General features: G+C 70.3%; 25 protein-coding genes. 16 read left to right on the forward strand and 9 right to left on the reverse strand.

What is annotated here, in order from left to right:
- Positions 1-26: 26 nt before the first annotated feature.
- From ACP6CK_RS04875 to metC, 4 genes are read left to right on the forward strand one after another with little or no spacing between them, the layout of a single operon-like run.
- Positions 27-662 (forward strand): NUDIX domain-containing protein, encoded by a 636-nt coding sequence (locus tag ACP6CK_RS04875; RefSeq protein ID WP_426957756.1) that lies wholly within the window; start codon positions 27-29, stop codon positions 660-662.
- 2 nt (positions 663-664) lie between these two features.
- Positions 665-1,393, forward strand: a complete 729-nt coding sequence (locus ACP6CK_RS04880) for an alanyl-tRNA editing protein (protein WP_426957757.1) — start codon at positions 665-667, stop codon at positions 1,391-1,393.
- On the forward strand, positions 1,390-2,244 hold the full coding sequence (locus tag ACP6CK_RS04885) for a sulfurtransferase (RefSeq protein ID WP_426957758.1): 855 nt from the start codon (positions 1,390-1,392) through the stop codon (positions 2,242-2,244). Before ACP6CK_RS04880 ends, ACP6CK_RS04885 begins: the two co-directional genes overlap by 4 nt.
- Complete coding sequence (metC, locus tag ACP6CK_RS04890) at positions 2,244-3,449, forward strand: cystathionine beta-lyase (protein WP_426957759.1); 1,206 nt, start codon at positions 2,244-2,246, stop codon at positions 3,447-3,449. The genes ACP6CK_RS04885 and metC overlap by 1 nt, the downstream gene beginning before the upstream one ends.
- Positions 3,450-3,525: 76 nt before the next feature.
- Here the strand turns inward: metC and ACP6CK_RS04895 are convergent, their stop codons facing one another.
- The 3 genes from ACP6CK_RS04895 to ACP6CK_RS04905 form a co-directional block, all read right to left on the reverse strand.
- Positions 3,526-4,848 (reverse strand): NTP/NDP exchange transporter, encoded by a 1,323-nt coding sequence (locus ACP6CK_RS04895; RefSeq protein ID WP_426957760.1) that lies wholly within the window; start codon positions 4,846-4,848, stop codon positions 3,526-3,528.
- Positions 4,838-5,749 carry an aldo/keto reductase gene (locus ACP6CK_RS04900; RefSeq protein ID WP_426957761.1) on the reverse strand — a complete coding sequence of 304 codons (912 nt, stop codon included), beginning with the start codon at positions 5,747-5,749 and terminating at the stop codon, positions 4,838-4,840. The genes ACP6CK_RS04895 and ACP6CK_RS04900 overlap by 11 nt, the downstream gene beginning before the upstream one ends.
- A 117-nt stretch (positions 5,750-5,866) precedes the next feature.
- On the reverse strand, positions 5,867-6,328 hold the full coding sequence (locus ACP6CK_RS04905) for a transcriptional repressor (RefSeq protein WP_426957762.1): 462 nt from the start codon (positions 6,326-6,328) through the stop codon (positions 5,867-5,869).
- Positions 6,329-6,379: 51 nt separating this feature from the next.
- Here ACP6CK_RS04905 and hisI point away from each other — a divergent pair, with 51 nt between their 5' ends.
- The 3 genes from hisI (at position 6,380) to lpxB (ending at position 8,822) form a co-directional block, all read left to right on the forward strand.
- Positions 6,380-6,829, forward strand: coding sequence for a phosphoribosyl-AMP cyclohydrolase (hisI, locus tag ACP6CK_RS04910; protein WP_426957763.1), 450 nt, complete (start codon positions 6,380-6,382; stop codon positions 6,827-6,829).
- 60 nt (positions 6,830-6,889) lie between these two features.
- On the forward strand, positions 6,890-7,573 hold the full coding sequence (locus tag ACP6CK_RS04915; RefSeq protein WP_426957764.1) for a GOLPH3/VPS74 family protein: 684 nt from the start codon (positions 6,890-6,892) through the stop codon (positions 7,571-7,573).
- A gap of 70 nt (positions 7,574-7,643) precedes the next feature.
- On the forward strand, positions 7,644-8,822 hold the full coding sequence (gene lpxB / locus ACP6CK_RS04920; protein ID WP_426957765.1) for a lipid-A-disaccharide synthase: 1,179 nt from the start codon (positions 7,644-7,646) through the stop codon (positions 8,820-8,822).
- Positions 8,823-8,877: 55 nt separating this feature from the next.
- Here the strand turns inward: lpxB and ACP6CK_RS04925 are convergent, their stop codons facing one another.
- From ACP6CK_RS04925 to ACP6CK_RS04935, 3 genes are all read right to left on the reverse strand, one after another.
- Positions 8,878-9,786 (reverse strand): YsnF/AvaK domain-containing protein, encoded by a 909-nt coding sequence (locus ACP6CK_RS04925; RefSeq protein ID WP_426957766.1) that lies wholly within the window; start codon positions 9,784-9,786, stop codon positions 8,878-8,880.
- A gap of 49 nt (positions 9,787-9,835) precedes the next feature.
- On the reverse strand, positions 9,836-10,231 hold the full coding sequence (locus ACP6CK_RS04930; protein WP_426957767.1) for a DUF2382 domain-containing protein: 396 nt from the start codon (positions 10,229-10,231) through the stop codon (positions 9,836-9,838).
- A gap of 79 nt (positions 10,232-10,310) precedes the next feature.
- Positions 10,311-12,635, reverse strand: a complete 2,325-nt coding sequence (locus ACP6CK_RS04935) for a bifunctional salicylyl-CoA 5-hydroxylase/oxidoreductase (RefSeq protein ID WP_426957768.1) — start codon at positions 12,633-12,635, stop codon at positions 10,311-10,313.
- A gap of 104 nt (positions 12,636-12,739) precedes the next feature.
- On the opposite strand from ACP6CK_RS04935, the gene ACP6CK_RS04940 reads away from it, so the two are divergent.
- The 9 genes from ACP6CK_RS04940 to ACP6CK_RS04980 all read left to right on the forward strand — a co-directional run bounded on the left by ACP6CK_RS04940 (position 12,740) and on the right by ACP6CK_RS04980 (position 20,685).
- Entirely contained in the window at positions 12,740-13,504 is a 765-nt protein-coding gene (locus ACP6CK_RS04940; RefSeq protein WP_426957769.1) for an SDR family NAD(P)-dependent oxidoreductase, read from the forward strand.
- The gene (locus ACP6CK_RS04945; protein ID WP_426957770.1) at positions 13,501-14,007 is read left to right on the forward strand and encodes a MarR family winged helix-turn-helix transcriptional regulator; all 507 of its coding nucleotides are present in this window, start codon (positions 13,501-13,503) and stop codon (positions 14,005-14,007) included. Before ACP6CK_RS04940 ends, ACP6CK_RS04945 begins: the two co-directional genes overlap by 4 nt.
- Positions 14,004-14,816, forward strand: a complete 813-nt coding sequence (locus tag ACP6CK_RS04950; protein ID WP_426957771.1) for an enoyl-CoA hydratase family protein — start codon at positions 14,004-14,006, stop codon at positions 14,814-14,816. Before ACP6CK_RS04945 ends, ACP6CK_RS04950 begins: the two co-directional genes overlap by 4 nt.
- Positions 14,816-15,988, forward strand: coding sequence for an acyl-CoA dehydrogenase family protein (locus ACP6CK_RS04955; RefSeq protein ID WP_426957772.1), 1,173 nt, complete (start codon positions 14,816-14,818; stop codon positions 15,986-15,988). Before ACP6CK_RS04950 ends, ACP6CK_RS04955 begins: the two co-directional genes overlap by 1 nt.
- Positions 15,985-17,649 (forward strand): benzoate-CoA ligase family protein, encoded by a 1,665-nt coding sequence (locus ACP6CK_RS04960; protein ID WP_426957773.1) that lies wholly within the window; start codon positions 15,985-15,987, stop codon positions 17,647-17,649. The genes ACP6CK_RS04955 and ACP6CK_RS04960 overlap by 4 nt, the downstream gene beginning before the upstream one ends.
- Positions 17,646-18,047 (forward strand): RidA family protein, encoded by a 402-nt coding sequence (locus ACP6CK_RS04965; protein ID WP_426957774.1) that lies wholly within the window; start codon positions 17,646-17,648, stop codon positions 18,045-18,047. The genes ACP6CK_RS04960 and ACP6CK_RS04965 overlap by 4 nt, the downstream gene beginning before the upstream one ends.
- 202 nt (positions 18,048-18,249) lie before the next feature.
- Positions 18,250-19,461, forward strand: a complete 1,212-nt coding sequence (locus ACP6CK_RS04970; RefSeq protein WP_426957775.1) for an NADP-dependent isocitrate dehydrogenase — start codon at positions 18,250-18,252, stop codon at positions 19,459-19,461.
- An 86-nt stretch (positions 19,462-19,547) separates the two neighbouring features.
- Positions 19,548-20,228, forward strand: coding sequence for a DUF599 domain-containing protein (locus tag ACP6CK_RS04975; protein ID WP_426957776.1), 681 nt, complete (start codon positions 19,548-19,550; stop codon positions 20,226-20,228).
- 76 nt (positions 20,229-20,304) lie between these two features.
- Positions 20,305-20,685, forward strand: a complete 381-nt coding sequence (locus tag ACP6CK_RS04980; RefSeq protein WP_426957777.1) for a hypothetical protein — start codon at positions 20,305-20,307, stop codon at positions 20,683-20,685.
- On the opposite strand, the gene ACP6CK_RS04985 is transcribed toward ACP6CK_RS04980, so the two are convergent.
- Genes ACP6CK_RS04985 through ACP6CK_RS04995 form a run of 3 tightly spaced genes read right to left on the reverse strand, consistent with a single transcriptional unit; the run spans position 20,682 to position 24,013 of the window.
- Positions 20,682-21,158 carry a hypothetical protein gene (locus ACP6CK_RS04985; protein WP_426957778.1) on the reverse strand — a complete coding sequence of 159 codons (477 nt, stop codon included), beginning with the start codon at positions 21,156-21,158 and terminating at the stop codon, positions 20,682-20,684. The genes ACP6CK_RS04980 and ACP6CK_RS04985 overlap by 4 nt on opposite strands.
- Before the next feature lie 8 nt (positions 21,159-21,166).
- On the reverse strand, positions 21,167-22,801 hold the full coding sequence (locus tag ACP6CK_RS04990) for a peptide chain release factor 3 (RefSeq protein ID WP_426957779.1): 1,635 nt from the start codon (positions 22,799-22,801) through the stop codon (positions 21,167-21,169).
- A 51-nt stretch (positions 22,802-22,852) separates the two neighbouring features.
- Positions 22,853-24,013, reverse strand: a complete 1,161-nt coding sequence (locus ACP6CK_RS04995; RefSeq protein WP_426957780.1) for a multidrug effflux MFS transporter — start codon at positions 24,011-24,013, stop codon at positions 22,853-22,855.
- Between the last annotated feature and the right edge of the window lie 83 nt (positions 24,014-24,096).

Here is a 24,096-nt window from a genome sequence, read left to right on the forward strand (position 1 = left end):
AGCCAGACCATGACGGGCCGATCCCCTTGAGCACCCGGCCCACGAAGCTGCGCCCCATCCCCGCCCACCCGCTTTACGTCCCGGAGTCCGAGGAGACGGTCTGGGACGGGCGTTTCCCCGTCCAGCGGGTGCGCTTCCGCTACCGAAAGCGGGATGGCAGCCTCTCCGGCACCCTCACCTGGGAGCTGTGGCGCCGCGGACAGGGCGTGATCATCCTTCCCTGGGACCCCGTCACGGACCGAGTCGCGCTGATCGAGCAGTTCCGGCTCCCGGCCCTGGCCGCCGGAGAGGAGCCGCTGATGACCGAATGCCCCGCCGGCCTCCTGGAACCCGACGAGAACCCCGTGGAATGCGCCCGCCGCGAGCTGACGGAGGAGACCGGCCTGACCGCCGGCCGCGTTGCCAAGATCGGCACCTTCATGACCATCCAGGGCGGCGCGGACGAGCGCATCCACTGCCACGTCGTCGAAGTGTCCCTGGACGGAGTGACCGGCAGCTCGAACGGCCTCGTCTCCGAGAATGAGGAGACGACAGTGGTGGTGATGGACGCCGCCGAGGCCTTTGCCATGGCGAACGACAACCGGCTGCGGAATGCGCCGGCGGTGATCTCCCTTCTCTGGCTCCAAGTGAACCAGGCCCGCCTCCGCGCGGAGTGGAGCTGACGATGCAGACCGATCCTCTCTTCCGCGCCGACGCCTACGCGGAGAGCAATGCCGCCGTCGTGGTGGCCTCCGACGAGGCGGGGGTCATCCTCGACCGCAGCGTCTTCTACCCCCGCGCCGGCGGCCAGCCCGGCGACACCGGCACGCTCCGGTGGGAGGGGCAGGAGGCCCCTGTGACCGACACGGTGAAGGCACCGGATGGCAGCGCCCTCCACATGCTCGCACCAGGGGCACCGCGCCCACCTGTTGGGGCGAAGGTCACGGCGACGCTCGACTGGGCGCGGCGGCTCCGCCACATGCGGATGCACACCACCCTGCACCTGCTCTGCGCCGCCATGCCGGGCATCTATGCCACCGGGAACCAGATCGGCGCCGAGAAGTCCCGCCTGGACTTCGACCTGCCCGATCCGCCCGCCAAGGAATGGGTGACGGAGCGGCTGAACGAGCTCATCGCGGCGGACCACGAGCTGGGCGAGCGCTGGATCACCGACGCCGAGCTCGACGCCAACCCCGGCCTTGTCCGCACGCTCTCGGTCCAGCCACCGCGCGGATCGGGGATGGTCCGCCTCGTCCGCATCGGGCCGGAGGGTGCGCCGGTGGACCTGCAACCCTGCGGCGGCACCCATGTCCGCCGCACCGGCGAGATCGGCCGGGTGGAGGTGATCAAGATGGAAAGCAAGGGCAAGCAGAACCGGCGCATCCATATCGTGCTGGCGGGGGACGCGCCATGAGCCAGCTCGTCTCGACCGAATGGCTGGCCGGAGAGCTCGGTAAGCCGGATCTGGTGGTGCTGGACTGCACGATCTTCCTGCCCAACGAGCCGGGCGACAAGTTCACGGGCTTCGCGGCCGGCCACATCCCCGGCGCGCGCATCTTCGACATCGACACGATCGCCGATCCCGACACCGACCTGCCCCACATGATCCCGACCCCCGCGCGCTTCGCGAAGCTCGTCGGGGCGCTCGGCATCTCCAACAGCAGCCGCGTGGTCTTCTATGACCAACACGGCCTCCGCTCCGCCGCGCGCGGGTGGTGGATGATGCGGCTGATGGGGCATGAGGCGGCCTGGGTGCTCGATGGCGGCCTGCCGAAGTGGAAGCGCGAGGGCCGGCCGATCGAGACGGGCGAGGCGGCCCCCTCCTCCGCCGCCACCTTCGTGCCGGACTTCCGCGCCGACCGGGTCCGCGGCATCGGCGACATCAAGCGTATCGTCCGCCAGGGCGGGGGCGAGGCGCTGATTCTCGACGCACGCGCCAAGGGGCGCTTCGACGGCACGGCGCCGGAGCCGCGGGCCGGCCTGCCGTCCGGGCACATGCCGGGCGCGGCCAACATCCCCTCCCCCGAACTGCTCGCCCCCGATGGCACTTTCCTGCCGCCCGAGGCTCTGCGCGAACGCTTCACCCGCGCCGGCGTCGATGGCGAAAGACCGGTCATCCTGTCCTGCGGGTCGGGCGTGACCGCCTGCATCCTGGCGCTCGGCCTCGTGGAGGCTGGGCTGCCGGAAGGGGCCGTCTATGACGGGTCCTGGACCGAATGGGCGCTGCGCCCCGAAACACCGAAGAGCACAAAGGACGCCGCCTGATGCCGGACGATCACGCGGGGCGCGGGACGAAGCCGCTCGGCTTCTCCACCCGCATGTCCCACCACGGGCGCGCCGGGGCGAAGTCGCCGGGTTTCGTCAACCCGCCCGTCCATCGCGGCTCCACCGTCCTCTTTGAGACCTGTGAGGGTCGCAGGGACGCGGCGAAGCACCGCTTCGACCAGGTGATGACCTACGGGACCCAGGGCGGCCCCACCCATTACATGCTGGAGGACATGATCGCCGAGATCGAGGGAGGCACCCGCGCCCTGATCGTCGGGACGGGCCTCGCGGCCGTCATGGTTCCGCTGCTGGCCTATCTGAAGGCCGGCGACCACTGCCTGATGCCGGACAGCGTCTACGGCCCCGCGCGCAACCTGGCGGATGGGCTGATGAAGGGCTTCGGGATCGAGACGACCTTCTACGACCCCGTGGTGGACGAGGCCGAGATGCGCGCCCTGATCCGGCCGAACACGAAGGTGGTCTATACCGAGAGCCCGGGCAGCCACACCTTCGAGGTGCAGGACATCCCGGCCCTCGCCCGCGCGGCCCATGCGGCCGGGGCGAAGGTGCTGATGGACAACACCTGGGGCTTCCACAACTTCCAGCCCTTCCAGCACGGCGTGGACGTCTCCATCCAGGCGTTGACGAAGTATGCGGGCGGCCACTCCGACGTGCTGCTCGGCAGCGTGACGGTGAACTCGCCGGAGGATTCGACGATTGTCCGGGGCGCCTCGTCGCAGCTCGGCCAGTTCGCCAGCCCGGACGACGCCTGGCTCTGCCTCCGCGGCCTTCGGACCCTGCCGGTGCGGCTGAAGCAGCAGGCGGAGAACGGGCTCGTCGTGGCGCGCTGGCTGGAGAGCCGGCCGGAGGTGCTGCGGGTCCTTCATCCGGCCCTGCCCTCGCATCCCCAGCACGCGCTCTACGCCCGCGACTTCGCGGCGCCCTGCAGCCTCTTCGGCTTCGTCCTGCAGCCCCGCTACATCGAGGCGGACGCGGAGCGGCTGGTGGACGGGCTGAGCCTCTTCGGCATCGGTGCCTCCTGGGGCGGCTATGAGAGCCTCGCGCTCGTCACCTCCCAGTCCATCACGCGCACGGCCAAGGACCCGGCGCTGGGCGGGCCGGCGGTGCGGCTGCATGTCGGGCTGGAGGACCCCTCCGACCTCATCGCCGACCTCGCGGCGGGGCTCGACGCCCTGCCGCACTGACCGGCCGCCAGCAGCTTCACGCCCGCGGGCGCTGAAGCCCCCCGGGCGATCTACTCCAGACGGGGCGCCGGGCGGGTCAGGCCCGGCCGGCCGCCGGAGCCGCCCGGGCGGTCTGTTCCTGCCGCCGCCCGAGCCAGATGCTGACGCCCAGCCAGACGACCGAGATCGGCACCGCCCAGAGCGCCACGCCGGCCATGCCGAGTCCTGCCCACGTGATGGCGGAGGCTGTCCAGATCCCCACCTGATCGCCGGTGCGGTAGACCACCGTGTCGATGAAGTTCTTCGACTTGTACTTGTCCTCGCGCGGAAGAGAGGTGAACAGCACCTCTCGCGTCGGGCGCGCCAGGGCGAAGTTGCTGACGCGGCGTGACACCTGCACGGCCACCAGCACCGCCACGGATGGCACCGCCGCCAGCGCCGCGAAGCCCAGCACGCTGAACAGCGGCAGGGCCGAGAGCGTCACCGCCACCCCCAGCGCTCCCATCAGCCACCCTGTCAGGAAGAGCTGGAACACGAGGGTGAGGACATTCACCGCAAGATCGATGTTCGCGAAGAAGGCCGTGCGCTCCGCCCGGTTCGGGATACCCTCGGCCGCGATCGCTTGCTGCGTGTAGAGGAAGGTGGAGGTGATCGAGTACAGCAGGATGAACGCCGCGATCGCGAGCAGGTAGGGCGAGCGAAGCGTGTGCGTCAGCCCCGTCAGGACCCCGCCCCCGACCGCTTGCTCAGCCTTCTCCCGTTCCATGGGGCGCTGGAACACGGCGCCGATGCGGGCAAGGCGCCGGACCGCCAGCACGCCCACTTCCAGCAGCACGATGGAGACGACGAGCAGCCAGTTCTGCCCGATCACCTGGACCAGCCCGGAGGTGATGCTGGCCCCGGCAATCGCGCCGACCGTCGCCCCCGCCGCCATGAGCCCGAACAGCCGTTTCCCCTGATCGGTGTCGAAGAGGTCCACGACGAAGGACCAGAAAACCGAGACGACGAAGAGATTGAAGACCGACACCCAGATGAAGAAGGCCCGCCCGATCCAGACGTGCTGCGCGGGGCTGGAGAACTCCAGCAGCAGCAGGAAGACCAGGATGTTCGCCATGAAAAAGCGGTAGGTGATGGCGATGAACCGCTCCCGCGGCAGGCGGCGGACGAGCATGGCGTAGAGGGGCTGCACCGCCAGCATCGCGACCAGCGTGCCGGTGAAGAGCCAGGGCAGGTTCCGCACTCCGCCCGCGACGCCCAGCTCGTCCCGAATGGGCCGCATCACCGAATAGGACAGAAAGATCGAGAAGACAAAGATCCAGGCCCAGGCGACCGCCGCCCCCTCCCCCGGACGGAGGTCCACCAGCCGGCGCAGCCCCCCTCCGGGAGAGGCGGGCGCCGGCGCGGCGGCGTCAGAGGCCATCGATGAACCGCTCCATCCGCCGGCGCATCGCCGCATCGGGCAGGCGGCCCTGGGCGGCCTTGAGGTTGTCGTCCACGTACTGGGCCTGCGCCATGCCCGGCATCGCGGCGGTCACCGCGTCGTGGGACACGACATACTTGAGCATGAACTGCGCCCAGGTCGTGCAGTCGATCTCCGTGGCCCAATCCGGCAGCGGCTTACCCTGGGTCGCGCGGAAGACGCTTCCGCGACCGAAGGGGAGGTTCAGGAACACCGCCATGCCCCGATCCTTCGCCAGCGGGATGATCCGGTCCGCCGCGTTGCGATTGTCCAGCGCGTAGTCGATCTGGATGGAGTCCATCTGCTCGCGCCGCATCACCGCCTCGAACTCCTCATACTGCCGGTCGAAGGAGGTGGTCATGCCGTAGTAGCGGATGCGCCCGGCGGCCTTCAGGTCCCGCAGCGTCGCGAGACCGTTCGCGGTGTCCCGCAGGTTGTGCACGGCGATCAGGTCAATCTTGTCCGTCCGCAAGTTGCGGAAGCACTGCTCGATCTGGGCGACCCCCTGCTCCTTGTTGTCCACCGCGACCTTCGTGCAGAGGAACAACTTGTCCCGCACGCCGAGCTCCGAGATCAGCGTTCCCATCGTCCGCTCGGCCGTGCCGTAGGTGGGCGAGGTGTCGATCCCCGTGCCGCCGAGTTCAGCGAAGCGACGGATGGTGTCGCGCAGCGGGTCCATGTCCGCGGCCTGCGCGTTCTCGTAGCGGCGGGCGGTGCCGAGGCCGACGATCGGGATCATCTCCCCGGAAGAAGGGATCGGCTTGCGGATCAGCGCCGGCTGGGCAGAGGCCCCGCCGGGCAGGGTGGCGGCCAGGGCCGCGGCCGCGCCACCGGCCAGGACGGAACGTCGGGTCGTGTTCATGCGCGCTCTCCCGGCGCCGGCCCCATCGGCCGCGCCTCTATCCGATTCGGAAGCCTCTCCCGAACATTGCCGCAGTTTCACCCGGAATGGGAATGGTTCTCAAGTCGCGAGAAGATTTCACCTCGCGGCCGCGCACTCCCCGCAGGTCCCCTCCACCTCCACCGTGGCCCTGGAGGGCTGAAAGCCGGCGGATCGGGCGGCCGCCGTGACCGCCGCTGCCACGCCGTCATCCGAGAGCTCGGCGGTCCGGCCGCAGCGCTGGCAGATCAGGAATTGGTGGGGGTGGTCGTGGTCATGGCCGTGCCCGGCCTCGATGCAGGGCAGGAAGGCGTTCAGCCGCTCCACCTTATGGATGAGCCCCTGTTCCAGCAGGAAGTCGAGAGCGCGGTAGACCGTGGGCGGCGCGGCGCCGGGCCGGCCGTCGCGCAGCCGGTCGAGCAGCGCGTAGGCGCCGATGGGCTGCCCGGCCTCCAGCACCAATTCCAGGACACGGCGGCGCAGCGGCGTCAGCTGCACGCCGCGGCGGGCGCAGGCCTCCTCGGCGTGATGCAGCGCGTCGTGCGAATGACCCTCGCCCATGCCCTTACCCCAGCAGGGTCGGATTGCCCTGCCCGCGCTATATAGGGTCGCATGCCCGAAGCGCCCATCCGCCCCGCCCACCTGCCGCCCTGGCAGGCTCCCTCCCCGGAGGCCCGCGCCGCCTTCCTCGCTGCGCTGCGCCCGGACGCAAAGGGGCTCGTCGCCGCCATCGCCCAGGCGCATGACAGCCGGGAGGTGCTCATGCTCGCCTGGATGAACCGGGAAGCGGTGGAGGAGACGCTGGCTACCGGCCGCGTGACCTACTTCAGCCGATCCCGCAACGCGCTCTGGCGGAAGGGAGAGACCTCCGGCCAGGTACAGCACCTGTTGCACCTGCGCCTGGACTGCGACGGCGACGCCCTGCTGGCCGTGGTGGAGCAGGTCGGAGTGGCCTGCCATACCGGCCGGCGCTCCTGTTTCTCCTGGGGCCTGCAGGCCGGGGACGTGGTGCCGCTCGAGCCGGTCCTGGCCGACCCAGAAGCACTCTACGGTCACGGTTGACGCCGGGCGGCCGCCCGCGCTTCGCTCCCGGCATCGACTCCATCCGCGCGAGGACGCCTGATGTCGCTGACCATGCCGGAGGAGCTTCTCCTCCTGATGCTGGACGACCGCACCGGGCGGCTGAACGAGCAGGCGGGACCCGCCTCCAACTACGCCATCGCCGGCGCCGTCCTGGCGGAGCTGGCGCTGCGCAACCGCATCGACACGGACGCCAGGCGCCTCTTCGTCACGGACCGGACCCCCACGGGCGACGCCCTGCTGGACGAGACCCTGGCCCGCATCGCCGCCGAGCCCGAACTGCCCGCGCGCAGCGACGACCCGGAATGGCAGCCCCGCAACTCCCGCTGGTGGATCGAGACGATCGGCCGCGACGCGGACGCCATCCGGGAAGCGCTCTTCGCCCGCCTCGTCGCCCACGGCATCCTGCGCCAGGAGGAAGGCCGCTTCCTCTGGATTTTTCCGGAGCGCCGCTACCCCATGATCTCCGACAAAGAGGAGCGGGAGGTGAAGGCGCGGCTGATGGGCGTGATCTTCGAGGACGACATCCCCGAGCCCCGCGACAGCCTCCTCATCGGCCTCGTGCGCGCGGCCGGGCTGCTGCCCCTGCTCCTCGCGCCGGATACGCTGGACGCCGCCCAGCCCCGCATCGACCAGGTGGCGAACCTGGAGGAGCTGAGCCGCTCGCTCGGGAACGCCGTGCGCGACATCTTCGTGGAGATGGCCCGCTACACCCCGATGATGTAGCGGTCCGCGCCGGGGCGGGATCGTCAGGCGCGGCTTTCCACGCTCCCCAGCGCCGCCTATGCAGCCGCGCATGGCAGAAAATCGCCCCGGGGACGGTCCCCTCCTCTATGTGGTCGCCGGGGAAGCATCCGGTGACGTGCTGGGCGCCCGCCTCATTGCTCGGCTGCGGGAAAGGCGCCCGGACCTTCGCTTCGCGGGCATCGGCGGGGAGCGCATGGCGGAACAAGGCGTCGTCAGCCTCTTCCCCATGCGGGAACTGGCGCTGATGGGCCTGCTGGAAGTGCTGCCGAACCTGAGGCGCCTCGCCCGCCGGATGGCGGAAACCACGGAGGATGTCGCCTCCCGGCGCCCGGCGGCACTCGTCACGATCGACGCCCCCGGCTTCGCCCTGCGTCTTGCCGCGCGGGTGAAGCCATCGGGCATCCCTGTGATCCACTACGTCGCGCCGCAGGTCTGGGCCTGGCGCCCCGGCCGGGTGAAGGAGATGGCGCACCGGCTCGACCGCATCCTGGCCTTGCTGCCCTTCGAGGCGCCCTTCTTCGAGCGCGCGGGGATCCCCGTCACCTTCGTCGGCCACCCCGTGCTGGAGAGCGGCGCTGACCGCGGGGACGGCGCCCGTTTCCGCCTTCGCCAAGGCCTCACGCCAGAGGAGAAGGTGGTACTGGTCATGCCCGGCAGCCGCCGGACCGAGATCCGGCGCATCCTGCCGATCTTCGGCGAGGCCGTGCGGCGCCTGTCCGATCGTGTGGCGGGGCTTCGGCCCGTGGTGCCCTTGGCCGGGCCGGTCGAGGAGGCGGTAAGGGAGGCTACGGCACAATGGTCGCCCCGCCCTATCCTCGTGCGGGACGCCGAGGACAAGCACGACGCGTTCAACGCCGCATCCGTGGGCCTGATCAAGTCCGGAACCTCCTCACTGGAGGTCGCGCTGGCCGGCGTGCCGATGGCCGTGGGGTACAAGCTCAACCCGATCACGGCGGCGATCATTCGGCGGATGGCGAAGGTCCGCTACGCGAGCATCGTGAACCTGTTGGACGATTCCGAGATCATCCCGGAGTTCCTGCACGAGCGCTGCAACCCCGATCTGCTCTCGGCGGAGCTGCATCGTCTTCTGACAGACGCTTCCCGCGTCGCGGCACAGCGCGAGGGCTTCGCGCGTGTCCTCGGGCAGCTGGCGCCGGCGGGCGGCGAAAGCCCGAGCGCGGCCGCCGCGGAAGCGGTGCTCGCCACCACCCGCCTGACGCTGTCCTGACACAGGAAAGGGGCCGCAGCCTCACGGCCACGGCCCCCTCCTCGCGGGGTGACGATCAGCGCGCCGGCTTGGTGGTCGCCGCCGTCGTGGTGCCGGTCACGCGGGCATCAGCGGCTCGGTTGTCGTCGACCTCCACCTCGGTGCGGCGCACCGTGTCGGACACCGTCTCGGTCCGCTGGCCCACATCCTTGCGGATGACCAGCTCCTCCTTCACGCGCGCCTCCTTGGAGACGACGGCCTCCTCCGTGTGCTCCACCGCCTCGATGGTCCGCTCCCGGAACGCGTCCTCGGCCGCGGAGAGCGGCAGGTCCACGGCGCGGCGCTCGACGTGCACGCGCTCGTCCCGCAGCGTGACGGACTCATTGACCGGCGTCTCGACGATGTAGGACCGGACACGGACGCGGCCGTGCTCCACCTCGCGCTTGCCGATGCTGAGCCGCTCCTCGACGACGGGGATGACCTCCTCGCCCTCCACGCGGTCGCGCGCGGCCATGGTGGCGCCGGTGCTCGCGACGCCCATGGCCGAGGCACCCGTCGTCGTGCCGGTCGCGGTCGTCATGCCCGCGGCCGCCGTGCTGCCCGTGGTGCCGGTGCTCGTGGCCTGGTAGCCCGTCCATCCCGACTTGCGCCACTCCGCTTCCCTTGCGTCGAGATCGACGGCGCCGTGCTGCTCGAACACGTCCATCGCATGGGTCACCTGCGTCTCGTCCACGACGGCGGAGACGACATAACCGCCGCGGCGGATACCCTCCGAGTAGGTGTAGCGGTCCTCATCCGAGATGAAGAGTTCGCGGAGCGTTGCCCAGAAGCCCGAGTCCTTCTCCATCGTCACCGGCATGGCGGTGCTGTCGGCACCGTGGATGGTAATCTGGCTGCGCGCGATGCCGTCATGGGCGATGAGGTGCTCGGCGACGGCCTCGGCATCGGCGCGGGTGTCGAAGAGACCTGTGATGGTTCGCTGCATGCGCTGACTCCTGACGTCTTGCCGTGAGGGAAACCCGCCGTTCGGCGGGTCAGGATTCCGCCTGTTGGGGCGGTATGCGTTCGACGGTGGCGTTCTGCACGCGGCGCGTGGCCTGGCGCTCCAGCTCCGTCTCCGTCTCGATCAGGTGCAGCCGGATCTCCTCCCGCAGCACCAGTCTCTTCTCGATGACCAACACCTCCTCGACCACCGGGATGATGACGGTGTCACCTTCCTGGCGGATCCGCGGGATCTCGGTCACCGTTTCCCCGACCACGCGTCTCTCGATCTCGGCGCGGCGGGTCCGGAGCGTGTCCCGGATTGTTTCCTCAACCTCCTCGGTCGAGAGCGACACGCGCACGCGGCCGGTCTCCACCGCGCGCTTGTCCAGGCGGAGGACCTCCTCCACCACGGGCACGACGCAGTCGTCCGGATTGTCCTGTGCCATGCCGCCTCATTCCGGGGTGCCGCTAGAACGGCCGAGTCGCGTAGCGGTTGCGGCTCAGCCGGGCCCGGTTGGAGAGGTGCTAGGCGCCCGCGTGCCGCTTCGGACGGGCCTTGCGGCGAAGTTCCACCAGATCCGCCGCATCGCGCGCCGCGTTGCGCAGCAGCGCCTCCTGGCCCCAGCGGTATTGGGGCGGGCACGCCACGCCGCGGACGCCGTAGCGCGCCGCAGCCTGGAGCGTGAACGACGGATCGGTCAGATGCGGCCGGGCGAGCGCCACCAGGTCCGCGCGGCCGGCGCCCAGGATCGTGTTCACCTGGTCCGCCGAGGTGATGCTGCCGACGCACATCGTCGCAATCCCGGCCTCATTTCGAATCATGTCGGACCAGGGCACCTGATACATTCGGCCGTAACTCGGCGCACTGTCCGCCACCGTCTGACCCGTCGAGACGTCCAGCAGGTCGCAGCCTTCCCGCGCGAAGGCACGGGCGATCTCCAGCGTCTCCGCGTCGGTGATGCCGCCATCCGCCCAATCGGTGGCGGAAATACGGACGCTCATGGGCCGGTCGGGCGGCCAGGCGGCCCGCAGGGCACGGAACACCTCCAGCGGGAAGCGCAGCCGGTTCTCCAGCGAACCGCCGTACTCGTCGTCCCGCCGATTGGTCAGGGGCGAGAGGAAGCTGGCCAGAAGGTAGCCGTGGGCGCAGTGCAGTTCCAGCATGTCGAACCCGGCCCGACCTCCCCGCTCCGCGGCCGCCACGAAGTCGTCCCGCACCCGGTCCATGTCCGCCCGGGTCATCGCCCGCGGCATCTGACTGTTTGGGAAATACGGAAGCGCGCTCGCCGAGAGGATCGGCCAGGCGCCCCGCTCCAGCGGCTGGTCCATGCCCTCCCACATGAGCTTCGTCGCACCCTTTCGGCCGGCATGACCGAGCTGGAGCGCGATCCGCGCCTCCCCGTGTCCGTGCACGAAGTCCACGATCCGGCGCCAGCCCACCTCCTGCGCGTCGTTCCACAGGCCGGTGCAGCCGGGCGTGATTCGCGCATCGGCGGAGACGCAGGTCATCTCCGTGAAGATCAGCCCGGCCCCGCCGGTGGCGCGGGCGCCGTAATGCATGAGGTGCCAGTCGTCCGGCTGCCCGTCCGTCGCGGAGTACTGGCACATCGGCGAGACCACCGCGCGGTTCGGGACCGTCATCCCGCGCAGCCGGAAGGGCTGGAACATCGGCGGCGCGCCGGGGACCGCCGGAAGCCCGGCGGCGCGGACCTCCTCCTCGAACAGGGTGCCAGCCTCCTCCACGAACTCCGGTGCGCGGAGGGCGAGGTTGTCCCAGGTGATCGCCTTGGACCGCGTCATCACGCCAAAGGCGAAGCGCGTCGGCGGCATCGGCCAGAAGCGCCCGACCTGCTCGAACCAGACCAGCGAAACATCGGCTGCGTGCTGGGTCTTCTCTACTTCCTCTCGACGGCCACCCTCGAAGCGGACCAGCGCCTCCGCGACCGAACCGCCCTCCATGACCGCGGCGTGAAGGTGGATCGCGTCCTCCATCGCGAGCTTCGTGCCCGAGCCGATGGAGAAATGCGCACTCGCCTTCGCGTCGCCGAGCAGCACGAGGTTGTCCCGCGACCAGCGCGCGCAGCGCAGCATCGGGAAGCGCCGCCAAAGGCTGCGGTTGGTGACCAGCGGATGGCCCTCGAGCTCCTCCGCGAAGACCTGCTCCAGGAAGCGGGCACTCTCCGCCTCCTCCATCCGGTCCAGCCCGGAGCGGGCGAAGGTGATGGGGTCGGTCTCCAGCACCCAGGTGCTGGCATTCGGCTCGTACTGATAGCAGTGGGCGATGAAGATGCCCTCGGGCCGTTCCTTGAAGAAGAAGGTGAAGGCGTCGAAGGGACGCGAGCTGCCCATCCAGGCGAAGCGGTTCGGCCGCAGGTCCACCTCCGGGCGGAAGTGGTCGGCGAAGCGTTCCCGCACCGGGCTGTTGATCCCGTCTGCCGCGACGATCAGGTCGGCATCGGGGAAATCCTCCGGCGTGGCCTCGCGCCCGAAGACGAGCTCCACGCCGAGCGACCGCGCCCTGTGCTGCAAGAGGGTCAGCAGGGTGCGGCGCGAGCATCCGCAGAATCCATTGCCACCGATCCGATGCCGCCCGCCGGTACCGTCGGCCCGATGCGTCACGATCTCGATGTCGTCCCAGTAGGCGAAGGCGTCGGTGATGTCGCGGTAGGAGGGCAGGTCGGCCCGCTCGAAGGTCTCCAGCGTCTGGTCGGAGAACACCACCCCGAAGCCGAAGCTGTCATCCGCACGGTTGCGTTCCACCACGGTGATCCAAGCCTCGGGCCGGTCCCGCTTCACGAGGAGCGCGAAATAGAGTCCCGCCGGACCGCCGCCGATCACCGCGATTCGCATGGCGCATCACCTCCCGGCCGAGGTGGAATAGTTTAGGCTTCAAGCTTCCCGCCTTCAACACGGGCTTGCGGCCGGTGCGCGATATCCTTTAGGCTTCAAGCATCATGGATGGCCTTCGCGGCAGGCACGCGATCGTGACGGGCGGCGGCACGGGCATCGGCCTGGCGATCGCCGCCGCGCTGTCCGATGCGGGTGCGAAGGTGACGATTCTCGGGCGCCGCCCGGAACCGCTGAACACTGCCGTCGCCGCCGGCCGGGCCTCGGCGGCCGAGATCGCCGACGTGACGGACGAACCCGCCCTCGCCACCGCCCTTGAGCGAGCACGTGAGCGGAACGGCACAGCCGCCATCCTGGTGAACGCCGCGGGCGCGGCGGACAGCGCCGCCTTCCTTCGCACGGATGCCGCCCTGTGGGACCGGATGCTGCGCGTCAACCTGCTCGGCGCTGCCAGCACGATCCGATTGGCCCTCCCCGGTATGATCGCGGGTGGATGGGGCCGGGTGGTGAACATCGCCTCCACGGCGGGATTGCGGGGATACCCTTACGTGACTGCCTACACCGCGGCGAAGCACGGGCTGGTCGGCCTGACGCGTGCCCTGGCGCAGGAGGTCGCGACGAAGGGCGTGACGGTGAACGCGATCTGCCCCGGCTTCACCGACACGGAAATCGTGACGGAGAGCGTGGCGCGGATCGTGGACCGCACCGGCCGCCCCGCCGCGGAAGCTCAGGCCGAGCTAACCCGGCACAACCCCCAGGGCCGCCTCGTCCGCCCGCAGGAGGTCGCGGCCACCGTCCTCTTCCTCTGCGGCGACGCGGCCTCTGCGATCAACGGGCGCGCCATCGCGGTGGACGGGGGAGAGGTCCCGTGAGCCCCGACGGTCATGTGGACGCGGAAACGGCCCTCGCCCACGCACCCGCGGGCCACAAGGACGACCTGCGCCTCTGGCTGCGCCTCCTGTCCTGCACACGGCTGATCGAGGCGGAGATCCGGCGCCGTCTCCGCGCTCGCTTCGCGACCACCCTCCCCCGCTTCGATTTCCTCGCGCAGCTCGAGCGCGCTCCGGTGGGCCTGACGCCCGGTGAGATCTCGCGACGCATGATGGTGACGGGAGGCAACGTCACCGGGCTGGCCGCCCGGCTGGAGGAGGAAGGACTGATCGAGCGCCGCATCGTGCGCGCCGACCGCCGCGCGGTGACGCTGCGCCTCACCGCCCTCGGCCGGCGCGAGTTCGCGCGCCAGTCCGCCGCGCATGAGCTCTGGATCGCGGAGCTGCTCGACGCGGTGCCCGCGCCGGAGCGCGCGACGCTGCTCCGCCTGCTGGACCGCACCCGCCGCAGCGTCCGCGCGGCCCTGACGGAGGAGGGAGCATGACCGCCCTGGCAGAGTTCAAGGCGCGGCACGTCCGGCTGGCCGTCTCGGACAAGGTCGCCACGATTACGCTCGACCGGCCGGAGCGGAAGAACCCCCTCACCTTCGAATCCTACGCCGAGCTCGTCGCGATCTTCCGCGCGGCCGTGGAAGATCTCGCGGTCGGCGCGTTCGTCGTGACCGGCGCCGGCGGGAACTTCTGCTCCGGCGGCGATGTGCACGAGATCATCGGTCCCCTGCTGGACCGCGACACCAAGGGCCTGATGCGCTTCACCGCCATGACCGGCGACTTGGTGAAGGCCATGCGCGCCTGCCCGCAGCCGATCTTGGCCGCGGTGGACGGGGTCGCCGCCGGGGCCGGCGCGATCATCGCCATGGCGTCCGACCTCCGGGTCGCCACGCCCCGGGCGAAGGTCGCGTTCCTGTTCAACCGCGTCGGCCTCGCGGGCTGCGACATGGGCGCCTGCGCTATCCTGCCCCGCATCATCGGCCAGGGGCGCGCCTCGGAGCTTCTCTACACCGGCCGTTCCATGACCGCCGATGAGGGCCTCGCCTGGGGCTTTTTCTCCCGCGCGGTGGAGCCGGATGCCCTGCTGCAAACGACGGCCGAACTCGCCCGCAACATCGCCGAGGGCCCCGGCTTCGCGAACGCCATGACCAAGCGGATGCTCGCGATGGAATGGGCCATGTCGCTGGAGCAGGCGATCGAGGCCGAGGCCGTGGCGCAGGCGCTTTGCATGACGACAAACGACTTCCGCCGGGCCTACGACGCCTTCGCGGCGAAGCGACGACCCGTCTTCGAGGGCGACTGATGAGCGCGCCCGACCACCTCGATTGGCCCTTCTTCGATGCCGGCCATCGCGCCTGGGCGGCGGAGGTAGAAGCCTGGGCGGCGACCCATGCCGAGCGCCTCTCCCATGATGGCAGTACGGATGCGGCCGTCCGCGCCCTGACGCTCGCGATGGGCGAGGCGGGACTGCTGCGAAAGGCGGTGCCGGCGGATGGCCGCCTGGACGTGCGATCCCTCTGCCTTGCTCGCGACATCCTCGCACGACATTCCGGGCTGGCGGACTTCGCCTTCGCTCTCTCGGGCCTCGGGACGGGGGCGGTGACGCTCTTCGGCACGCCCGCGCTGCGGGATGCCGTCTTGCCGGAAGCGCGCGCTGGCCGCTCCCTCGCCGCCTTCGCGCTGTCGGAGCCGGAGGCGGGGTCGGACGTGGCCGCGATTGCCACCACCGCTACCCGCGACGGCAACGCTCACTGGCGGTTGGACGGCCGCAAGACCTGGATCAGCAACGGCGGCATCGCCGCGACTTACGTTGTCTTCGCCCGCAGCGGCGAGGCGCCCGGAGCCAGGGGTCTCACCGCCTTTCTCGTTCCGGCCGGCAGCCCGGGCCTGTCGGTCGAAGCGCGCATCGAGGTCTCGGCCCCTCACCCCCTGGCCACGCTGCGCTTCGATGGCCTGCGCGTGCCGGACACGCACCGCATCGGCGCCCCGGGCGAGGGCTTCAAGGTCGCCATGGCCACACTCGACGTGTTCCGCGCCACCGTCGGCGCCGCGGCGCTCGGCTTCGCGCGTCGCGCCCTGGACCTCTCCCTCCAGCGCGCGACCACGCGGCACCTCGCCGGAGCCGCCCTCTTCGATCACCAGATGACCCAGGCCGCCCTCGCAGAGAGCGCGACGGAGGTGGAGGCTGCCGCCCTGCTCACCTACCGCGCCGCCTGGATGAAGGATTCGGGGACACCCCGCGTCTCGCGGGAGGCCTCGATGGCGAAACTCTTCGCGACCGAGGCGGCAGGGCGCGCCGCGGACCGCTGCGTTCAGCTCCACGGCGGTCACGGCGTCGTCCGCGACCATCCCGCCGAGCTCCTGACCCGCGAGGTGCGCGCCCTGCGGGTCTATGAGGGCGCGAGCGAGATCCAGCGCATCATCATCGCCCGCGCGGAGCGCGCGCGCTGGGAGTCGAGGGGATCGCCGTCATGACGCCCGATCCGTCCGGCACCTGGTCCGGCGCCGACGAGAGCTTGGCGCCGAGCGGCCACCTCGACAGCTTCCCCCGCGACAGCCTTCCGCCGCGGCACGAATGGCCCGTCCTGCTCTTCGATCGCCCGGAACTTCGCTATCCCCTACGCCTGAACTGCGCGGTCGAGCTCCTGGACCGGAACGTCGCGCGCGGCCGCGGCGATCACCCGGCCATTGTCACGCCAGTCGAAACCCTGACCTACAGCCAGCTTGCGGACCGCGTGGACCGGATCGCCAACGTCCTTACCCGCGACCTCGGGATGGTGCCGGGGAACCGCGTGCTCCTTCGATCCGCGAACAATGCCTGGATGGCGGCCGCCTACTTCGCCGTGCTGAAGGCCGGCGGCGTCGTTGTCGCGACGATGCCCCTGTTGCGCTCACGAGAGATCGGCGCACTGCTCGAAAAGGCGCAGGTGACCCACGCGCTCTGCGACGCACGCCTTCGGGACGAGCTGGACAGGGCCGCCTCGGACGTCGGGACCGTGCGCCAGCTCGTCACCTGGGGCGACGGCGACCTTGAAACCCGCTGTGCCGCCCAGCCCTCCGGCTTCGCCGCCTGCGACACCGCGGCGGACGACGTCTGCCTCATCGGCTTCACTTCGGGCACCACGGGCACGCCGAAGGGGACGATGCACTTTCACCGGGACATGCTCGCGATCTGCGATGCCTATGCCGCTCAGGTCCTGCGCGCGTCGCCGGAGGACCGCTTCATCGGCTCCCCACCGCTCGCCTTCACCTTCGGGCTCGGGGGCCTGATCCTCTTTCCCTTCCGCATCGGGGCGACAGGCATCCTGCTGGAACGCGCGACGCCGGACGACCTGCTGGAGGCCATCCCCCGCCACCGCGCGACCGTCTGCTTCACCGCTCCCACCGCCTACCGCGCGATGGCGCAACGCGCGGCCGAGTTCGACCTGTCCTCGCTTCGCAAGTGCGTCTCGGCCGGAGAAACCCTGCCGAAACCGATCTTTGAGGCCTGGGAGCGCGCCACCGGCCTGCGCCTGATGGACGGCATCGGCGGCACGGAGATGCTGCACATTCTCATTGCCGCGCCGGAGGAGGCGGTCCGCCCGGGTGCCACGGGTCTTCCCGTGCCGGGCTACCAAGCCCGCATCCTGGACCTCGACGGCCAGGAGGTCCCGAACGGCACCCCGGGCCGGCTGGCGGTACGCGGTCCCACCGGCTGCCGCTACCTCTCGGACACGCGGCAGCGGGACTACGTCCAGGGCGGCTGGAACCTGACGGGTGACATCTACGTGCAGGATGCGGACGGCTATTTCTGGTACCAGGGCCGGTCGGACGACATGATCATCTCCGCCGGCTACAATATCGCGGGGCCGGAGGTGGAGGCCGCGCTCCTCTCCCATCCCGCGGTCCGGGAATGCGGCGTGGTCGGCGCCCCGGATCCGGAGCGCGGCACGGTGGTGAAGGCCTACGTCGTCCTGAAGGACGGTCACGAGCCCGACGCAGCGATGTGCCGCGCCCTCCAGGATCACGCGAAGGCGGAGATCGCCCCCTATAAGTACCCCCGGGAGGTGGAGTTCGTGACAGCCCTTCCCCGAACCGAGACCGGCAAGCTCCAGCGCTTCGCCCTTCGGCGTCTCGCCCAGGGCGGTGCGGCGTGAGCGGATTCCTGACCGCGCTTCAGCCCCCCGGCTGGCCGAAGCCCCGCGGCTATTCCAACGGCATGATGGGGCGGGGCCGCATCGTGCTCGTGGGCGGCCAGATCGGCTGGGACGAGAGCGAGAGGCTGGCCGAGGGCTTCGTCGCCCAGGCCGCCCAGGCCCTGCGAAACATCCTGGCCGTCCTCGCCGAGGCTGGGGGGGGCCCGGAGCATGTGGGGCGGCTGACCTGGTACGTGATCGACATGGAGGAGTACCGGTCCAGCCTCGCCGATCTCGGTCCCGCCTACCGCGGCGTGATGGGACGCCACTTCCCCGCCATGGCCCTGGTCCAGGTGGTGTCCCTGGCGGAGCCGGGCGCCCGGGTGGAGATCGAGGCCACCGCCATCCTGCCGGATTGACCCGCCGGCAAGGGCCGGCTGGCCGGGCAGGAGCACACGACCGACCCGTCCGGCCGGTGGTTTGGCATGGTCGCCTCCCCACAATGGGGGCACTCGACCACGTCGTCCAATGCCGTTCTCCCTGGGTTGCCCGGTCGGGGCACCGGTGCGATGTTCCGCGCCCGAACGGCGGGGGTGCCCGTCAGATAGGCATGAGGACAGCATGGCCAAGATCAAGGTGAAGAACCCCGTCGTCGAGATGGACGGCGACGAGATGACCCGGATCATCTGGGCCTTCATCAAGGAGAAGCTGATCCATCCCTATCTCGACATCGACCTGAAGTACTACGACCTCGGCGTCGAGTACCGCGACCAGACCGACGACCAGGTGACGGTGGACGCCGCCAACGCCACGAAGCAGTACGGCGTGGCCGTGAAGTGCGCGACCATCACCCCGGACGAGGCGCGGGTGAAGGAGTTCAACCTGAAGAAGATGTGGCGGTCGCCGAACGGCACGATCCGCAACATTCTCGACGGCACGATCTTCCGCGAGCCGATCATCTGCCAGAACGTGCCCCGCCTGGTGCCGCACTGGTCGAAGCCGATCGTCGTCGGCCGCCACGCCTACGGCGACATCTACCGCGCCGTGGAGATGAAGGTCCCGGGCGCCGGCAAGGTCACCATGACCTACACGCCGGAGGGCGGGCAGCCGCAGGAGATCGGCGACTTCGTCTTCAAGGGCGCCGGTGCCGCGATGATGCAGCACAACCTGAACGCCTCGATCGAGGGCTTCGCCCGGGCCTCCTTCAACTACGGCCTGGCACGCAACTTCTCGGTCTACTTCTCCCACAAGAACACGATCCTCAAGGCCTATGACGGCAACTTCAAGGACATCTTCCGCGGCATCTACGACGCCGAGTTCAAGGCGGAGTTCGAGAAGCGCGGCCTGACCTATGAGGACCGGCTGATCGACGACATGGTCGCCTCCGCCCTGAAGTGGGAGGGCGGCTACATCTGGGCCTGCAAGAACTACGACGGCGACGTGCAGTCCGACATCGTGGCGCAGGGCTTCGGCTCGCTCGGCCTGATGACCTCCGTTCTGCTCTCCCCCGACGGTCAGACGGTGGAGTCCGAGGCGGCGCATGGCACCGTCACGCGCCACTATCGCGAGCACCAGAAGGGCCGGGAGACCTCGACCAACCCGATCGCCTCGATCTTCGCCTGGACCCGCGGCCTGGCCTACCGCGGCAAGTTCGACGGCACGCCTGATGTCGTGAACTTCGCCGAGGCGCTGGAGAAGGTCTGCATCGAGACCGTCGAGAGCGGCCACATGACGAAGGACCTCGCGATCCTCATCGGCAAGGACCAGCCCTGGCTCAACACCCAGGCCTTCCTGGCGAAGCTGGACGAGAACCTGAAGAAGAAGATGGCCTGACCCCTTCCGCTGGCAGGCGGATTGCAGGACCAAAGGGGGCGGGCGCCGAGAGGCCCCGCCCCTTCTCTTTTCAGGCGCGACGGAGCATGCCCGGCTTCCTTACCTCCCTCGACCTCCTCGCCCTCGGCGTCTTCACCCTGCTCTGGCTCGGCTACGCGGTGGTGGTGGACGGCGTGCCGGGCATCCGGGCCCGCTCGGTCATCGTCGCGATGGACGATCACCGGCGCCGCTGGCTCGCGGCCGCGATCCCGAAGGACAACCGGATCGCCGACGTCGCCATCATCGGCAACCTCATGGCCTCCACGTCCTTCCTGGCGAACACGTCGATCTTCATTCTCGGCGGCGTCATGGCGCTGCTCGCCTCGCCCGAGCTCGGCCGCCGGGTGCTCGCCGCCATGCCCTTCGCCGAGGGGCCGATGACGGATGGCGGATGGGAGGCGCGCATCCTCCTCCTCCTGCTCATCTTCGTCCGCGCCTTCTTCGAGCTGACCTGGGCGCTGCGACAGTTCAACTACGGCTCCATCCTCATCGGCGCCATGGGCCGCACGGAGGAGGCCGTCCTGCAGGCCGAGATGGCCGCCCAGGTCGTCAACCGCGCCGCACGCCACTTCAACACGGGCCTGCGCGCCTACTACTTCGGCCTGGCCGCCCTTGCCTGGGTGGCGCACCCGGTAGCCCTGATCCTTGCCTCGCTCTGGGTCGTCTGGGAGCTGTACCGCCGGGAGTTCCGCTCCGCGGTCCGTGCTGCGCTGAACGGGTTGTCCTGACACGTCGCGCCCCCCGCCGGCCTGACCCGGAGCCGCGTGATGCGTTCTCCCGCCGGTCCGTGGCGGAGGCCTCGCGATGAAGCTCGTGCTCGGATGGCTGCTTCCGCCGGAGGAGCGGGACGCGCTGCTGTCCCTCTTTCCGCCCCGCTACGACAGGGTCATGGCCCATCACGTCACGCTGCGCCCGGGCGCCCGGCCCAAGGCGCCCCTGCCGAAACCGACCGAGGGCTTCGTCCTTGGTCATGCCGATGACGGGTCCGGCGTGCAGGCGCTGGTGGTCGAGATCGGCGGCACGACGCGCCGCTGGGACGGCTCCACCTATCACATCACCTGGTCCCTCGGCCCCGGCCGCCGCCCGGTCGAGAGCAACGACGTGCTGCGGGAGCACGGCTGGACCGAGATGGGCCAGCGACGACGCATCCGCCTGAAACCTGCCGTCTTCGACCCCCGAAACTAGACGCAGTCCGGCGCCTCGCCGGTGAACCCCAGTTTCCGGAGGGCCGCGATCGAGCGCGCCGCGGAGACATGGTGGACGAAGGTCCCGCCCTTCTTCTCCCAGCCCTCGCGGGCCGAGGCGCGGTCATCGACCAGCACGTGACCCGGCTGGGACCAGCGCGGCTTCTCCTTGCTCATGCAGGTGATGACCGGCACGTGCGCACCGAGCATCCGCGCCACCCAGGCCTTCTTCTGCGCCGGCGCCCAGCTCCCGAGCGGCAGGCCGGTCAGGATGGTCGGCTTGTGCGGCGCGCAGAAGCGCCACAGCGCCTCGGCATCCTCCATGAACTCCAGCGTGTCGAAGAAGCGGGGCGCCTTGGCCAGCGCCGCCCACATCACCTTCAACGACAGCTCCTCCGGCCGACGCCCCGTGACGGCCTTCACCCCGCGGTCGAAATCCGCGATCACGCCGTCCAGGTCCACGAAGAGCTGCATCGCTGCCCTCAGGCCGCCGCGTGCTGCTCCCGCAGCTTCAGGAAGCGCAGCATCGGCCACTCCTCCTCCGCCCGGTTGCGCCGCCAGTCCGAGGTGAAGAAGGCCACCAGCGCGCCGTCATGGTCCTCCGCGGTGTCGTGCGGGTTGGCCTGGCGGAAGCGGTCCATCGCGCCACGATCCTCGGACGCGACCCAGCGCATCATGCCCCAGGGCGTGGCCTCGTAGCGGCTCGGCACGCTGTATTCGGCCTTCAGCCGCTCCGCGAGCACGTCCAGCTGCAGCGCGCCGACCACGCCCACCACGGGCGGCGTGCCGTCCAGCGGGCGGAAGAGCTGCACCACCCCTTCCTCGGCCAGCTGCTCCAGCGCGGTGCGGAGCTTCTTCCCCACCATCGCATCCTCGATCATCACGCGCCGCAGGAGCTCGGGCGCGAAGGACGGCACGCCCCGGAAGTTCAGCGCCTCGCCCTCGGTCAGCGTGTCGCCGATCCGCAGGATGCCGTGGTTGGCGATCCCCACCACATCCCCCGGCCAGGCTTCCTGTGCCACCTGCCGGTCCTGCGCGAAGAAGAAGAGCGGCGCGTTCACCGGCACCTGCTTGCCCGTGCGGGTCTGGCGCAGCCGCATCCCCTTCTCCAGCCGGCCAGAGCAGATCCGCAGGAAGGCCACGCGATCCCGGTGGTTCGGGTCCATGTTAGCCTGGATCTTGAAGACAAAGCCGGTCAGCGCCGGCTCCTCCGGCTGCACCCGCCGCACATCGGCCGGCCGCGCACCCGGGTGCGGCGCGAAGCGGGCCAGCCCCTCGAGCAGGTGCCCGATCCCGAAGTCTCGCAGGGCCGAGCCGAAATAGACCGGCGTCATGGTCCCCTCCCGGAACCGCTCCAGGTCGAAGGAGGGGAAGGCTCCGGCGAGCTCCGCGCCCTCGCGCAGCGCCTCCGCCTCGGCCGCGGGGACCAGCTTGTCGATGGCCGGGTCGTCCAGCCCGCTCACCTTCACCGGGCCGGCGCCGTCCGCCATCAGGTGCAGCGCGGGGTCCAGCACGTCGTAGGTGCCCAGGAACCCCCGCCCGGCCCCCACCGGCCAGGCCACCGGCGTCACGTCCAGGGCCAGGGTCTTCTCGATCTCGTCCAGCAGCTCGAAGACGTCCCGGCCTTCCCGGTCCATCTTGTTGATGAAGGTGATGATCGGGATGTCGCGAAGGCGGCAGACCTCGAAGAGCTTCCGCGTCTGGCTCTCGATGCCCTTCGCCGCGTCGATCACCATGACCGCCGCGTCCACGGCCGTGAGGGTGCGGTAGGTGTCCTCCGAGAAGTCCTCGTGGCCCGGGGTGTCGAGCAGGTTGAACACCACCCCGTCCCGCTCGAAGGTCATCACGGAGGTCGCGACGGAGATGCCGCGATCCTGCTCGATCTTCATCCAGTCCGACCGGGTCCGGCGCCGGTCGCCCTTGGCTCGAACCTGCCCGGCCAACTGGATGGCACCGCCCCGGAGGAGCAGCTTCTCCGTCAGCGTCGTCTTGCCGGCGTCCGGGTGGGCGATGATGGCGAAGGCCCGGCGCCGCGCGGCCTCCCGGGCCACGGAACTCGGCGCCGCCTCGCGCGCGGGGGCGGTCCCGGCGTCCGCCACGGGGGTGATCTGGTCCATGCCCGGTATCTGGCCGCCCGCGCGGCCCGACGCAACGCCCGCGCGCGGGGCTCAGAGTTGCCGCGGCCGCAGCCGGTCCATGGCCAGCGCCATCAGCGCCCCCAGGAGCATCACCACCGCCATCGGCCAGGCGGTCCCGTCGTTCAGGGCGCCGACCAGTAGGCTGGCGACCGCGGCCACGCTGAACTGGATCGTCCCCATCAGGGCGGAGGCGGTGCCCGCCCGCGCCCCGTGCCGGTGCAGTGCCCCGACCGCCGAGTTCGGCATGATCAGGCTCGCACAGGCCAGGGTTGCCATGACCGGCGGGAACAGGGTCCAGAGCCCCCCCAGCCCTGTAATCGCCGCCACCACCAGCAGCCCCGTCGCGGCCACCCCACCCAGGGCGGCAGCGGTCAACACCCGCCCCTGCCCGAAGCGCCGCACGAGCATCGGGTTGAACTGCGCCCCCCCGATGAAGCTGCAGGAGCCGAGCCCGAACAGCACCGCGAAACTCGTGGTGGAGAGCCCGTACCGGCCGATCAGCACCCCCGGCGTGCCGCTCACATAGGCGAAGATGCAGAACATCATCGCCGCGCCCATCAACGCGTGGGTGATGAAGGCGCGCTCCACGATCACGCGCCCGAACCCGGAGAGCAGGGCCGCCGCCCCGTGCTGCACCCGCCGCTCGACGGGCAGCGTGTCCGGCAGCAACCACCAGACCAGCGCGCAGGACAGGGCGCCGTAAGCGGACATCACCCAGAAGATCGTGCGCCAGCCCGCGAAGCCGAGGACGAGGCTCCCCAGCGAGGGCGCGAGGATCGGTGCCGCCCCCATCACCAGGATCAGGCGCGACATGATCCGCGTCGCCTCCAGCCCGGTCACCAGGTCCCGGACCACCGCGCGCGGAATGACCGAGCTGGCCGAAGCTCCGATCGCCGCGAGGAAGCGGAACACGGCGAGTGTTGTCATGTCGTTGGCCAGCGCGCAGCCGACCGACGCGCCCGTGTAGATCAGCGTCCCGACGATCAGGGGCCCCCGCCGTCCAAAGCGGTCAGAGAGCGTCCCCTGGACCAGCTGCCCGATCGCGAGCCCGACGAACCAGGAGGCGAGCGTCACCTGAACCGTGCCGGCAAACTGCGCCTCGATCGCCGGGAAGGCGGGCAGGTACATGTCGGTCGAGATCGGGTTGATCGCCGTCAGGAAGCCGAGCAGCAGTGGTAGCCAGGAGGGCATCAGGGTCCAGCTTGGGGGGATCTGAATTGGTGCACCGCAGCACGCGTACTGGGAAGCCCCCGAATGCGTGACCGACCGCTAGA

This window comes from Muricoccus radiodurans (assembly GCF_050154705.1).
In the GTDB taxonomy this organism is placed as follows: Bacteria; Pseudomonadota; Alphaproteobacteria; order Acetobacterales; family Acetobacteraceae; genus Roseomonas; species Roseomonas radiodurans.